The 12,360-nt window shown below is 70.2% G+C and carries 12 protein-coding genes; 8 read left to right on the top strand and 4 right to left on the bottom strand.

The genetic code is table 11. The annotated features are described in order from the left end of the window. Positions 1-16 precede the first annotated feature (16 nt). The 3 genes from ilvC to serA all read left to right on the top strand — a co-directional run bounded on the left by ilvC (position 17) and on the right by serA (position 4,015). Positions 17-1,030 carry a ketol-acid reductoisomerase gene (gene ilvC, locus AB0J66_RS14895; RefSeq protein WP_364659989.1) on the top strand — a complete coding sequence of 338 codons (1,014 nt, stop codon included), beginning with the start codon at positions 17-19 and terminating at the stop codon, positions 1,028-1,030. 123 nt (positions 1,031-1,153) lie between these two features. Next, positions 1,154-2,365 carry a mannosyl-3-phosphoglycerate synthase gene (gene mpgS, locus AB0J66_RS14890; RefSeq protein WP_364659987.1) on the top strand — a complete coding sequence of 404 codons (1,212 nt, stop codon included), beginning with the start codon at positions 1,154-1,156 and terminating at the stop codon, positions 2,363-2,365. Between the two features lie 45 nt (positions 2,366-2,410). Further along, positions 2,411-4,015: a phosphoglycerate dehydrogenase gene (gene serA, locus AB0J66_RS14885; RefSeq protein ID WP_364659985.1), complete on the top strand. Its 1,605-nt coding sequence runs from the start codon at positions 2,411-2,413 to the stop codon at positions 4,013-4,015. Here serA and AB0J66_RS14880 read toward each other — a convergent pair. Further along, on the bottom strand, positions 4,002-4,364 hold the full coding sequence (locus AB0J66_RS14880; RefSeq protein ID WP_364659983.1) for a hypothetical protein: 363 nt from the start codon (positions 4,362-4,364) through the stop codon (positions 4,002-4,004). The two genes, serA and AB0J66_RS14880, sit on opposite strands and share 14 nt — an antisense overlap. A 373-nt stretch (positions 4,365-4,737) precedes the next feature. Here AB0J66_RS14880 and AB0J66_RS14875 point away from each other — a divergent pair, with 373 nt between their 5' ends. Both AB0J66_RS14875 and AB0J66_RS14870 read left to right on the top strand, forming a co-directional pair. Beyond that, positions 4,738-5,769, top strand: a complete 1,032-nt coding sequence (locus AB0J66_RS14875; protein WP_364659981.1) for a 3-isopropylmalate dehydrogenase — start codon at positions 4,738-4,740, stop codon at positions 5,767-5,769. A gap of 139 nt (positions 5,770-5,908) precedes the next feature. Then, a complete protein-coding gene (locus AB0J66_RS14870) occupies positions 5,909-7,006 on the top strand; it encodes a branched-chain amino acid aminotransferase (RefSeq protein WP_364659979.1) in 1,098 nt (365 codons plus the stop codon). Between the two features lie 22 nt (positions 7,007-7,028). Here the strand turns inward: AB0J66_RS14870 and AB0J66_RS14865 are convergent, their stop codons facing one another. Continuing rightward, positions 7,029-7,781 (bottom strand): helix-turn-helix transcriptional regulator, encoded by a 753-nt coding sequence (locus AB0J66_RS14865; protein WP_364659977.1) that lies wholly within the window; start codon positions 7,779-7,781, stop codon positions 7,029-7,031. Between the two features lie 81 nt (positions 7,782-7,862). Between AB0J66_RS14865 and AB0J66_RS14860 the strand changes: the two genes are divergently transcribed. Then, positions 7,863-8,243 carry a nuclear transport factor 2 family protein gene (locus AB0J66_RS14860; RefSeq protein WP_364659975.1) on the top strand — a complete coding sequence of 127 codons (381 nt, stop codon included), beginning with the start codon at positions 7,863-7,865 and terminating at the stop codon, positions 8,241-8,243. Here the strand turns inward: AB0J66_RS14860 and AB0J66_RS14855 are convergent. Beyond that, the gene (locus AB0J66_RS14855) at positions 8,233-8,976 is read right to left on the bottom strand and encodes a tyrosine-protein phosphatase (RefSeq protein WP_364659973.1); all 744 of its coding nucleotides are present in this window, start codon (positions 8,974-8,976) and stop codon (positions 8,233-8,235) included. The two genes, AB0J66_RS14860 and AB0J66_RS14855, sit on opposite strands and share 11 nt — an antisense overlap. Positions 8,977-9,205: 229 nt before the next feature. On the opposite strand from AB0J66_RS14855, the gene cimA reads away from it, so the two are divergent. Together cimA and AB0J66_RS14845 are read left to right on the top strand one after the other, a co-directional pair. Then, the gene (gene cimA, locus AB0J66_RS14850) at positions 9,206-10,783 is read left to right on the top strand and encodes a citramalate synthase (protein ID WP_364659971.1); all 1,578 of its coding nucleotides are present in this window, start codon (positions 9,206-9,208) and stop codon (positions 10,781-10,783) included. After that, entirely contained in the window at positions 10,780-11,151 is a 372-nt protein-coding gene (locus AB0J66_RS14845) for a RidA family protein (RefSeq protein WP_364659969.1), read from the top strand. Before cimA ends, AB0J66_RS14845 begins: the two co-directional genes overlap by 4 nt. Here the strand turns inward: AB0J66_RS14845 and thrS are convergent. Continuing rightward, positions 11,117-12,316, bottom strand: a complete 1,200-nt coding sequence (gene thrS, locus AB0J66_RS14840; RefSeq protein WP_364660261.1) for a threonine--tRNA ligase — start codon at positions 12,314-12,316, stop codon at positions 11,117-11,119. The genes AB0J66_RS14845 and thrS overlap by 35 nt on opposite strands. Between the last annotated feature and the right edge of the window lie 44 nt (positions 12,317-12,360).

Genomic DNA, 12,360 nt, shown 5'->3' with positions numbered 1-12,360 from the left:
GAAGGATTGCAGAAGAATGACCGCGGAAGTTTTCTACGACGACGACGCCGACCTCTCGATCATCCAGGGCAAGAAGGTCGCCGTGATCGGGTACGGCAGCCAGGGCCACGCCCACTCGCTGTCGCTGCGTGACTCGGGCGTCGAGGTGGTGGTCGGCCTCAAGGAGGGCTCCAAGAGCCGGGCCAAGGCCGAGGAGCAGGGCCTCGAGGTCAAGACGCCGGCCGAGGCGTCGGCCTGGGCCGACGTGATCATGCTGCTGGCGCCGGACACCGCGCAGCGCAAGATCTACGCCGAGTCGATCGCGCCCCACCTGTCCGCGGGCAAGGCGCTCTTCTTCGGCCACGGCCTCAACATCCGGTTCGAGCTCATCAAGCCGCCGGCCGACGTGACCGTGGCCATGGTCGCCCCCAAGGGCCCGGGTCACCTGGTCCGCCGCCAGTACGTGGACGGCAAGGGCGTGCCGTGTCTCGTCGCCGTCGAGCAGGACCCGACCGGCGAGGGCCTCGCGCTCGCCCTCTCCTACGCGAAGGCGATCGGTGGGGCCCGCGCGGGCGTCATCAAGACCACCTTCAAGGAGGAGACCGAGACCGACCTCTTCGGCGAGCAGGCCGTGCTCTGCGGCGGCACCGCGGCCCTGGTCCAGACCGGCTTCGAGGTGCTGACCGAGGCCGGCTACGCCCCGGAGATCGCGTACTTCGAGTGCCTGCACGAGCTCAAGCTGATCGTCGACCTGATGTACGAGGGCGGCATCTCCCGCATGCGCTACTCGGTGTCGGACACCGCCGAGTTCGGTGACTACGTCAGCGGCCCGCGGGTCATCAACGCCGAGACCAAGGCGGAGATGAAGCGGATCCTGGCCGACATCCAGTCCGGCGAGTTCACCCGCCAGCTGATCGAGGACGACGACAACGGACGTCCGCTGCTGACCAAGTACCGCGAGCAGGGGGCCAACCACCCGGTCGAGGTCACCGGCCGCAAGCTGCGCGACATGATGAGCTGGGTCGACCGGCCCATCACCGAGACCGCCTGATTCAGGCCCGAAATAGCCCGGCCCTTTAACGGGGCCGGGCTATTTCTTATTCGGAAACAGCTCTGTTACGTGGCATTTACGTGCGGTCATACCAATAGGGACTCACGCGGGTAACCTCGCGACATGAGACTGGGTGATTCTTTCCGGAGCGAGCGTTTCGGAGCGGTCCGGATCCACGAGCTCCAGAGGGTCATCGAGCTGGACTCCGGCCGCTCGGAGGCCTTGCGCGAAATCGAATCGCAAATGGTGGTTGTCGTTCCGTGCATGAACGAGACACGGTCCGTCATCGAGGGTGTTCTCTCCGGCATTCCGCACGACTGTCTTATCGTGCTCGTGTCGAACAGCGACCGGCAGCCGGTCGACCGGTACGAGATCGAGGCGCAGACGGTCGAGCAATTCTGCCGCCTGGCCGGGCGCTCGGCGATCACGGTGCATCAGCGCGATCCCGGGGTGGCGGCGGCCGTCAAGGCGGCCGGCATGCCCGAGCTGATCGACGACGACGGGCTCGTGCGGGCCGGCAAGGGCGAGGCCATGCTGCTCGGCCTGGCGCTGGCCGCGATGACCGGCCGCAAGTACATCGGCTACGTCGACGCCGACAACTACGTGCCGGGCTCGGTGCACGAGTACTGCAAGGTCTACGCGGCCGGGCTGCAGATGGCCGACTCCCCGTACGCCATGGTCCGGATCTCCTGGCATTCCAAGCCGAAGCTCCGCGACGGCCGGCTCTTCTTCAGCCGCAAGGGCCGCAGCTCGCAGATCACCAACGAGTGGCTCAACCGCTTCCTGGCCGAGTACTCCGGCTTCGGCACCGAGGTGATCGCCACCGGCAACGCCGGTGAGCACGCGATGACCCTCGACCTGGGGCTGAAGCTCCGGCTGGCCGGTGGCTTCGCCGTCGAGCCGTACGAGTACCTGGACCTGTTCGAGCAGTTCGGCGGCGTCCTGGAGAGCACCGACGCCGACGTGATGGCCAGCTCGGTGCCGGTGCTGCAGGTCGAGACCCGTAACCCGCACTTCCACGACAACAAGGGCGAGGAGCACGTGCAGGGCATGCGCATGCAGGCCCTCAACGTCCTCTACCACTCGCCGGTGACGCTGCCCTCGGTCCGCCAGGCCATCCTCGAGTTCATGGTCGAGCAGGGCGCCCTGGAGATCGGCCAGGAGCCGCCCCGCGAGCGCGTCTACCCGCCGGTGGGCACGCTCGACCTGGACCTTCTCTACGACGCGCTGGACGCCGAGGCGCTCAGCTTCCGCCAGCCGGACGGCCTCGCGATGACCGGCCGGCCCTCGGCCCCTCCCATCGACCGGGCCTCGATACCACGCAGGGTCGCTTAGCGATTACCATCGCGGGCATCGACAGTCCGCGATGGATGGAGACGCATGGCACCCGTCGTCCTGGTCGCCGAGGAGCTAGCTCCGTCCGGTGTCAGCGTCCTGGCCCACGACTACGACGTGCGGGCGGTCGACGGCGCCGACCGGGACGCGCTGCTGACGGCCGTGGCCGAGGCGGACGCGCTGATCGTCCGCAGCGCCACCAAGGTCGACGCCGAGGTGCTGGCCGCCGGGGCGCGGCTGCGCGTGGTGGCGCGGGCCGGCGTCGGGCTCGACAACATCGACGTCGCGGCGGCCACGGCCCGGGGCGTCCTGGTGGTCAACGCGCCGACCAGCAACATCGTCTCGGCCGCCGAGCAGGCGATCGCGCTGCTGCTCACGGTGGCCCGGCACACGGTCCCGGCCGCGACGGCGCTCCGGGCGGGCCGGTGGGAGCGCTCGCGTTTCACCGGGGTCGAGGTGCAGGGCAAGACCGTCGGGGTGGTCGGGCTCGGCCGCATCGGCGTGCTGTTCGCCCAGCGCATGGCCGCCTTCGGGACCCGGCTCATCGCGTACGACCCGTATGTCCAGCCGGCTCGGGCGGCCCAACTGGGCGTACGGCTGGTGGGTCTGCATGAACTGCTCCGGGAGAGCGACTTCATCTCGGTGCACCTGCCCCGCACGCCCGAGACGACCGGGCTGATCGGGGAGAAGGAGCTGGCTCTGGTCAAGCCCGGCGTACGGATCGTGAACGCGGCCCGGGGCGGGCTGATCGACGAGGCCGCCCTGGTCGCCGCGCTGCGGGACGGCCGGGTGGCGGGGGCCGGGCTCGACGTCTTCGTGACCGAGCCGCTCACCTCGTCGCCGCTGCTGTCCTTCGACAACGTCGTGGCGACCCCGCACCTCGGCGCGTCGACCGCCGAGGCGCAGGACAAGGCCGGTCTCTCCGTGGCCCGCAGCGTCAAGCTCGCGCTCGACGGCGAGTTCGTCCCGGACGCGGTCAACGTGCAGGCCGGCGGGGTGGTCGACGAGGACGTACGGCCGCTGCTGTCGCTGGCCGAGAAGCTCGGCAAGGTCTTCACCGCGGTGGCCGGGGGCGTCGCGGCCAGCGTCACCGTGGAGGTACGCGGTGAGATCGTCTCCCACGACGTGGCGGTGCTCCGCCTGGCCGCCACCAAGGGGCTGTTCACCGCGGTCGTGGACGAGCGGGTGACCTACGTGAACGCGCCCCAGCTGGCGGCCGACCGCGGCGTCGAGGTCGAGCTGGTGGTCAGCGACGAGCCCTGCGAACACCAGAACCTGGTGACCGTGCTCGGCGCCCTGCCCGACGGCCGGCGGGTCAGCGTGTCCGGCACGCTGACCGTCACCGGCGCCCGGGAGATCGCCAAGCTGACCGGCGTCGACGACTTCGACCTCGACCTGAACGCCGACGGGGTGCTGCTGTTCTTCCGCTACAGCGACCGGCCGGGCGTGGTCGGCGCGATCGGCACCATCCTCGGCGAGACCGGCGTGAACATCGCGGCCATGCAGGTGGCCCGCCGCACGGCCGGCGGCGAGGCCCTGATGACGCTGACCGTGGACTCCTCGGTCGACGCCGAGCTGCTCTCCACCGTGGCTTCCGCCCTCGGCTCGAGCCGCGGCCACGTCGTGGATCTCCGGATCAACGGCTCCTGACCGGCGGCGGATAGACCGTGCCGTCCTGCAGGTCGAGCAGATCCAGGTTGAGCTCGGCGGCCAGCCGCTCGATCGTCTCGAGCACGACGTCCGGGCAGTTCTCGTCCAGCCTCATCTGGATGTGGTCGGCCGCAGCATGCAGCGGGGCGTGCGCCCAGGGTGAGCCGGGCGCCGAGGCGCGCGGGCCACGGTCGGGATAATCACTGGTCAGGGCGTCATAGAAGGCGACGACACGCGGGTCGGCCGGGCGTTGCGGGTGCTCGCCGCGCGCACAGCGCGCGTTGGCGGCCCGCACGGCGTCCGGCAGGTCCGTCTGGTCCATCGCCCACACCACGAGGTCGAAACTCACCCGGCGCATGCTGCCATCCGGCGCTTGCGAACTACGTTCCCGACACGCGGGGGATGCGTCTTGCGCGTCTTTAGTCCGCATCGCTAGCGTTGGGCCTGCCGTGAGGCGTTGGTGGGCCCGTCTTCGGGTGACGTGTCCGCTACCGTCCGTGCGGTTGAGTTACATTCGGCGGGACCGAGCCACGCGTACTCGTCGCAACAGCCCCCGTGATCGTTTGCCGCGATCCCGGGGGCTGTTGGTGTTCAGGCAGCCTTTAGTCTGAACAAGGGTGGCGGCGGGGTGGTGGGATGGGGCCCATTAAGTGGGACTGGCTTACCGAAGATCGGGACGGGCGGGTTAGCCTCTCAGAGGTACCCGACTTGAGGAGCAGAACGTGAGCGTGGCGCGGATCGCGGTGGTGGCCGGCGACGGCATCGGTACCGAGGTGACCGCGCAGGCTCGCAAGGTCATCGAGGCCGTGCTCCCGGGTGCGGAGTTCCAGGACTACGACCTCGGCGCCCGCTTCTACAACCGTACGGGCGAGGTCCTCCCGCAGTCCGTCGAGGACGAGCTGGCCGGCCACGACGCCATCCTGCTCGGCGCCATCGGCGACCCCAGCGTCCCGCCGGGCGTCCTCGAGCGCGGCCTGCTGCTCAAGCTCCGCTTCGACTTCGACCAGTACGTGAACCTGCGCCCCTCCAAGCTCTGGCCCGGCACCACCAGCCCGCTGGCCGGCGTGAAGCCCGGCGAGATCGACATGGTCGTGGTCCGCGAGGGCACCGAGGGCCTCTACGTCGGCGCCGGCGGCGTCCTGCACCAGGACACCCCGGCCGAGATCGCGACCGAGGAGAGCCTGAACACGCGGCACGGCGTCGAGCGGGTCGTCCGTGACGCCTTCGCCCGGGCCCAGCGCCGCGACCGCCGCCACGTCACCCTCGTCCACAAGACGAACGTGCTGACCAAGGCCGGCAGCCTCTGGGCGCGCACCTTCAACGCCGTCGCGGCCGAGTTCCCCGACATCACCACCGAGTACCAGCACATCGACGCGGCCAGCATGTTCATGGTCAGCAACCCGCAGCGGTTCGACGTGGTGGTGACCGACAATCTCTTCGGTGACATCCTCACCGACATCGCCGCGGCCGTTACCGGCGGCATCGGCATGGCGGCCAGCGGCTCCGTCAACCCGGAGCGCAAGTACCCGTCGACCTTCGAGCCCGTGCACGGCTCGGCGCCGGACATCGCCGGCCAGGGCATCGCCGACCCGGCGGCCGCCATCCTCTCGGCCTCGCTGCTCCTGGAGCACCTGGGCCACCACGACGAGGCCCGGCGAGTATCCGAGGCGGTCGCGGCCGAGGTCGCGTCCCGCACCGCGGGCGCGCCGCTGCGTACCGCCGAAGTCGGCGACCACGTCGCCGCGGCCCTCTGATTCTCGTCACTCCCTGATCTGCTACGGCGGATCTCTCACCCGCGGTCTCCGTTTTAACGACCGTTCGGGGTAGATTCTTGAAGCACTACGGGTGCTTCCGCATGCCTAAATCTTTGTAGAGAAAGCAGGTCCACCTGTCATGAGTGGTGGTGACATCCTCGATTTCGAGATCCGTCCGAACCCGGCACCCGTGGGCGACGCCGAGCGCGCCGCGCTGCTCGCCAACCCCGGCTTCGGCCGCATCTTCACCGACCACATGGTCACCGTGCGCTACGCGGACGGCAAAGGCTGGTACGACCACCGGGTCGAGGCCCGCGCGCCGATCCCGATGGACCCGGCCTCGGCGGTGCTGCACTACGCCCAGGAGATCTTCGAGGGTCTGAAGGCGTACACGCTGCCCGACGGCGGCGTCGCGATGTTCCGCCCGGACGCCAACGCGGCCCGTTTCGCCGAGTCGGCCAAGCGGATGGCCATGCCCACCCTGCCCGTCGAGACGTTCCTGGGCTCGCTGCGCGAGATCATCAAGGCCGACCGGCAGTGGATCCCGGAGGGCGAGGAGGGCAGCCTCTACCTGCGCCCGTTCGCCTACGCGAGCGAGGTCTTCCTGGGCGTGCGCCCCGCCATGGAATACCTCTACCTGGTCATCGCCTCGCCCGCCGGCCCGTACTTCTCGGGCGGCGTCAAGCCGGTCTCGCTCTGGGTGACGCCCGACTACACCCGGGCCGCGCCCGGCGGCACCGGCGCGGCCAAGTGCGGCGGCAACTACGCGGCCGGCCTGTCGGCCCAGGCCGAGGCGATCGCGAACGGCTGCGACCAGGTCGTCTACCTCGACGCGATCGAGCGCAAGTACATCGACGAGCTCGGCGGCATGAACGTCTTCTTCGTCCTCGACGACGGCACGCTGGTGACCCCGCCGCTGACCGGGACCATCCTGCCCGGCATCACCCGCGACTCGGTCATCAAGCTGGCCGGGCGGGCCGGCCGCAAGGTCGAGGAGCGCCCGGTCAGCCTCGACGAGTGGCGCGCCGGCGCCGCCTCCGGCGCGATCCGCGAGGCCTTCGCCTGCGGCACCGCGGCCGTCATCACGCCGATCGGCGTGGTCAAGAGCGCCGACGCCGAGTTCACCGTCGGCGACGGCGGCACCGGCCCGGTCACCACCGGCATCCGCAAGCAGCTCGTCGACATCCAGCGCGGCCGCGCCGAGGACCCGTTCGGCTGGGTCCACCGCGTCCTCTGACGGTTCAGGCGCCGCCTTCGGCTCACGCGAAGAAGGCGGCGCTTTGTTCGTCGGCCGGGTAGTACGACTCGATGGCCACCTCGTCCAGGGTGATGTCCATCGGCGTGCCGAACGTGGTGATGGTGGAGAAGAGCCGCAGCTCCCGCCCGTCGACCCGCAGCACCATGGGGATCACGACGTCGTGCCCGCCGCTCGGCGTTCCCCCTTCGGCCAGGAGATCCTCGTACAGGGCGGTCAGCTCGGGGTCGGGCGCGGCGGCGAGCTGGCGTGCGATCCGGGCGCGGAAGACGGCCCGTACGTCGTCGAGGTTGACCACCAGCGCGGCCAGCCCGCGCGGATGCAGCCCCAGCCGGACGAGGTTGACCGGGGGCTCGAGCAGCTCGGGGTCCACCCGGGCGAAGAACGGCTCGACCGCGCGGTTGACCGTCACGATGTTCCACCGGCGGTCGAAGGCCAGCGCCGGATAGGGCTCGTGCGCCCGCAGCACCCGCCGGACCGCGTCCCGGGCCGCCCGCAGAGCGTCGTCGTCGAGGGGGCGTTCGGCGTAGCGGGGCGCGAAACCGGCCGCGAGCAGCAGCCGGTTCCGGTCACGCAGCGGCACGTCGAGCTGCCCGGCCAGCCGGAGCACCATCTCGGCGCTCGGCCTTGACTTGCCGGTCTCGACCAGGCTGACATGCCGGGCCGACACATCGGCGGCGATGGCCAGATCGAGCTGGCTGACGCCGCGGCGCTGCCGCCACTGCCGCAGAAGCTCACCCACGGTGTACACGCTCATGCAGCGTACTGATCGTGGGGCCGAGCGCCATGAACTCCGATGTCATCGACAACCCGCCGCGGCCGCCGCGACACTTCCGGCATGACCAACAAGGACATCGTCCAGAAGGCCCTGACCACCCTGCTCGAGACGGGCGATGCTGCGGGTCTCGCCCCGTTCCTGAGTGACGACTTCGTCCACCACCGTCCCGGCCTGCCCGACCGGGACAAGACCGAGTGGCTGGCCGCCGTGGCCGCCTCGCTGGGACCGACCGCCGGTCTCCAGGTGGAGATCGAGCATTTCCTGGCCGACGGCGACTGCGTGATCATGCACTCCCGCCGGGGGTTGCCGGCCGGCCCGGCGATCGCCGTGGCCGAGATCTGGCGTGTCCGCGACGCCCGGGTGACCGAGGGCTGGGAGCTCATCGAGCCGGTGGCCCAGGCCGCGGCCAACCTGAGGTGGTGGGAGGCCGCTACGGGGTGAGCAGGTGGGCGCGCATCGAGGTGAGCTCGGTGTCGGTCAGGCCGAGGTCGCGGGCGAAGTTCTCGATCGAGCCGTGGCGGGTGCGCAGGTCGTCGAGGAAGAGCTGCATGGCCTCGGGCGGGGAGTCGAACATGTGCTCGTTGCCCTGGACCGCCTCGGGGTTGGTCTTCAGCAGGTACTCGGTCAGCCGGGCCATCGCGGTCGTGGTCAGCGCGTAGTCGGCGGTGATGTCCGCGTCGGAGACGCCGAGCAGGGAGAGGGTCAGGGCGCAGACCGTGCCCGTACGGTCCTTGCCGGCCATGCAGTGCACGATCACCGGGGCCGCGGCCGGGTCGGCGATCAGCCGCAGCGACTCGAGCAGGCCGTCGCGCCCGGTCTCGGCGAAGTCCAGGTAGCGATCGGCCAGCCAGCGCTCGTGGACCACGTCGTCGGGGTGGTCGACCTCTTCCCAATCGATGTGCTTGAGCACGATGTTGTGGTAGTCGAGACCGTGGTCCTCCGAGACCCGGCCGAACTTCTCGATCTCGTGCGGTCGCCGCAGATCGATGACCGTGCGGAGGCCCAAAGACGAGAAAGCCGCGGCGTCGGCCTCGCCGAGCCGGTGCAGGTTGTCCGAGCGGAACAGCCGCCGCCAGCGCACCGTCCGGCCGTCGAGGCCCTGATAGCCGCCGACGTCCCTGAAGTTGTAGATAGCGGAGAAGCCAAGATTCCGGGGGTACTGGTCCACAGCCACCACCCCAACCTAGCCCGCGCTGTCGATCCCTCTCTCGGGTGACCGCGTCCCAGCTGGTGGATTTCTTGTCCCAGCAAAAGCGGTACGTGGCACACTTCGCTACGTGACCCACACCGTGCTGATTATTGGCACCTAGCGCGCCGGCTGACGACTCGCCGACGCGCAGACCTCCCGCATCCGCGGGGGGTCTTTTTGTTGGGCCGGGAAAAATCCTCGGAAGGGAAGCGTCATGGAGTACCAGGTCTTCGACACCACGCTGCGCGACGGCGGGCAGCGGGAGGGGATCAGCTACTCGGTCGCCGACAAGCTGGCGGTCGCGAAGCTGCTCGACGAGTTCGGCGTGGGCTTCATCGAGGGCGGCTGGCCCGGCGCGATGCCCAAGGACACCGAGTTCTTCGAGCGGGCCAAGACCGAGCTCGACCTGAAGAACGCCGTCCTGGTCGCCTTCGGCGCCACCCGGAAGGCCGGGGCCACGGCGAAAGAGGACCCCCAGGTGCAGGCGCTGCTCGACGCCGGGACCCCGGTCGTCTGCGTGGTCGCCAAGAGCGACATCCGCCACGTCGAGCGGGCCCTGCGCACGACCGGCGACGAGAACCTGGCCATGGTCCGCGACACCGTCGAGCATCTGGTGGCCAGCGGCCGCCGCGCGTTCGTCGACTGTGAGCACTTCTTCGACGGCTTCCGCTACGACCCCGCGTACACCGCCAGCGTGGTCAGGACGGCCATCGATGCCGGCGCCGAGCGGGTCGTCATGTGCGACACCAACGGCGGCATGCTGCCCTCGATGATCACCAAGGCGGTCCACGAGGTCGTCGAGCGCACCGGCGTCCCGGCCGACAAGCTCGGCATCCACTGCCAGAACGACACCTCGTGCGCGGTGGCCAACACGGTGGCCGCGGTCGAGGCGGGCGTCAAGCACTTCCAGTGCACGGCCAACGGCTACGGCGAGCGGCCCGGCAACGCCGACCTGTTCGCCGTGGTCAGCAACCTGCAACTCAAGCTCGGGCTGCCGGTCCTACCGGAGGGCTGCCTGGAGAAGGCGACGCGGGTCTCGACCGCGCTCGCCGAGATCGCCAATATCGCCCCCGACACCCACCAGGCTTATGTCGGGGCCGCCGCCTTCGCTCACAAGGCGGGGCTGCACGCGAGCGCGATCAAGGTGGATCCGCTGCTCTATAACCACGTCGACCCGGCGGTTGTGGGCAACGACATGCGGATCCTGGTGACCGAGATGGCCGGCCGGGCCAGCATCGAGCTCAAGAGCCGCGAGCTCGGGATCGACCTGGCCGGCCATCCGGACACCCTGTCGGCGATCACCCGCAAGGTGAAGGAACTGGAGGCGGGAGGCTGGTCGTTCGAGGCCGCCGACGCCTCGTTCGAGCTGCTGGTGCGGGGCGAGCTGCCCGGGGCGGGCCTGACCCGCCCGTTCGGCCTGGAGACGTACCGGGTGCAGGTCGAGCACCGCGAGGACGGCGCCGTGGTCTCCGAGGCCACCGTCAAGGTCCGTGTGAACGGCGAGCGGGTGATCGCCACGGCCGAGGGCAACGGCCCGGTCAACGCGCTCGACGAGGCCTTGCGGGCCGCCCTGACCGCGCACTACCCGCAGCTGAAGACCTTCGAGCTGAGCGACTTCAAGGTACGGATCCTGGAGGGCACCCACGGCACCAACGCGGTGACCCGGGTGCTGCTGGAGACCGGTGACGGCGAACGCGACTGGACCACGGTCGGCGTGCACGAGAACATCATCGAGGCGTCCTGGGTGGCCCTGGTCGACGCGCTGACGTACGGCCTGGCCGAGGCGAAGTGAGGATCTTCTCCGGCTCGGCGTTCGAGGAGCAGATCGGCTACGCCCGCGCGGTGGTCGACGGCGACCGCGTGTACGTCTCCGGCACCACCGGCTTCGACTACTCGACGATGTCGATCTCGGAGGACGTCGCCGAGCAGGCCGAGCAGTGTCTGCGCAACATCGGCGCCGCGCTGGCCGAGGCCGGTTGCTACTTCACCGACGTCGTGCGGGTTCGCTACCTCCTCCCGAACCGCGAGGACTTCGAGCCGTGCTGGCCGGTGCTGCGCAAGTACTTCGGCGATGTCCGCCCGGCCGCCACCATGCAGGTGTGCGGCCTGGCGGACCCGCGGATGCTCATCGAGATCGAGGTGGACGCGCGGCGTCGCTGATCACCTCGATCGCCGCGGCCAGCGGCATCGCGTCCAGTTGACTGCCGTCGCGATGCCGCAGGGCGATCAGGCCGTCCGGCGCCTCCCGGCGGCCGATCACCCCGGCGTACGGGATCTTGCGCTCGGCCGCGGCCCGGATGCGCGCCCCGATCGACCCCTCGTGGTGCACCTCGACCCGCAATCCGGCCTCGATCGCGGCGGCGGCCGCGGCCGAGGCGGCCGGCGCCTGATCCTCGGCCACCGGCAGGACGGCCAGCTGCACCGGCGCGTACCAGACCGGGAAGGCCCCGCCGTGCACCTCGATCAGGTGCCCGAAGAGCCGCTCCATCGAGCCGACGAGGCTGCGGTGCACCATGACCGGGCGCGAGCGGCCGCCGTTCGCGTCCGCGTACTCCAGGTCGAAGGCCGCCGGCTGGTGGAAGTCGACCTGGATGGTGGCCAGGCTGGACTCCCGGCCGGCCGGGTCGATGATCTGCACGTCGATCTTCGGCCCGTAGAACGCGGCCTCCCCGGGCGCTTCGACGAAGTCGACGCCCTCGAGCCCCTCGCGCAGCAGGGCCTCCGCCTTGGCCCACATGGCGTCGTCGCCGGAGTATTTACCGCCCTCGCCGCGCAGCGAGAGCCGGTAGGACGAGGGCTCGAAACCGAGCGCGGCGTGCGCCTGCCGCATCAGCCGCAGCACCTCGGCCACCTCGGCCGCGACCTGATCCTCGGCACAGAAGACGTGCGAGTCGTTGAGCTGGATGGACCGCACCCGGCCGAGGCCGCCGATCACCCCCGAGCGTTCGGCCCGGTACATCGGGCCCAGCTCGGCGATGCGCAGCGGCAGGTCCCGGTACGACCGCTGGCGCGATTTGAAGATCAGCGCGTGGTGCGGGCACTGGCTGGGCCGCAGCACCAGCTCGTCCCCGCCGATGCGCATCGCCGGGTACATGTCCTCCGCGTAATTGCGCCAGTGGCCCGACAACTCGTACATCTGGCGCTTGCCGAGCGCGGGGGAGTGCACGTGCTGATAACCGGCCCGGCGCTCCAATTCGTACAGGTAGGACTCGACCGCGTGGCGGGCGGCGGCCCCGCCGGGCAGCCAGAACGGCAGGCCGGCGCCGATCAGCGGGTCGGAGTCGAACAGGTCCAGCTCGCGGCCGAGCCGGCGGTGGTCGACGATCATTTCGGGGTCTCCTTCGGGTTCTCGGCCCGGGCGAGACAACC

Source organism: Actinoplanes sp. NPDC049598 (assembly GCF_040675435.1).
Taxonomy (GTDB): Bacteria; Actinomycetota; Actinomycetes; order Mycobacteriales; family Micromonosporaceae; genus Actinoplanes.
The sequence above is the reverse complement of the archived record's forward strand: the minus strand, read 5'-3'. Positions and strand labels throughout refer to the sequence as shown.

What these genes read in the sequence shown, in the direction of transcription:
- ilvC (WP_364659989.1), top strand. Translation starts at nt 17, where the DNA reads ATGACCGCGGAAGTTTTCTACGACGACGACGCCGACCTCTCGATCATC.
- mpgS (WP_364659987.1), top strand. Translation starts at nt 1,154, where the DNA reads ATGAGACTGGGTGATTCTTTCCGGAGCGAGCGTTTCGGAGCGGTCCGG.
- serA (WP_364659985.1), top strand. Translation starts at nt 2,411, where the DNA reads ATGGCACCCGTCGTCCTGGTCGCCGAGGAGCTAGCTCCGTCCGGTGTC.
- AB0J66_RS14870 (WP_364659979.1), top strand. Translation starts at nt 5,909, where the DNA reads ATGAGTGGTGGTGACATCCTCGATTTCGAGATCCGTCCGAACCCGGCA.
- AB0J66_RS14865 (WP_364659977.1), bottom strand. Translation starts at nt 7,781, where the DNA reads ATGAGCGTGTACACCGTGGGTGAGCTTCTGCGGCAGTGGCGGCAGCGC.
- AB0J66_RS14860 (WP_364659975.1), top strand. Translation starts at nt 7,863, where the DNA reads ATGACCAACAAGGACATCGTCCAGAAGGCCCTGACCACCCTGCTCGAG.
- cimA (WP_364659971.1), top strand. Translation starts at nt 9,206, where the DNA reads ATGGAGTACCAGGTCTTCGACACCACGCTGCGCGACGGCGGGCAGCGG.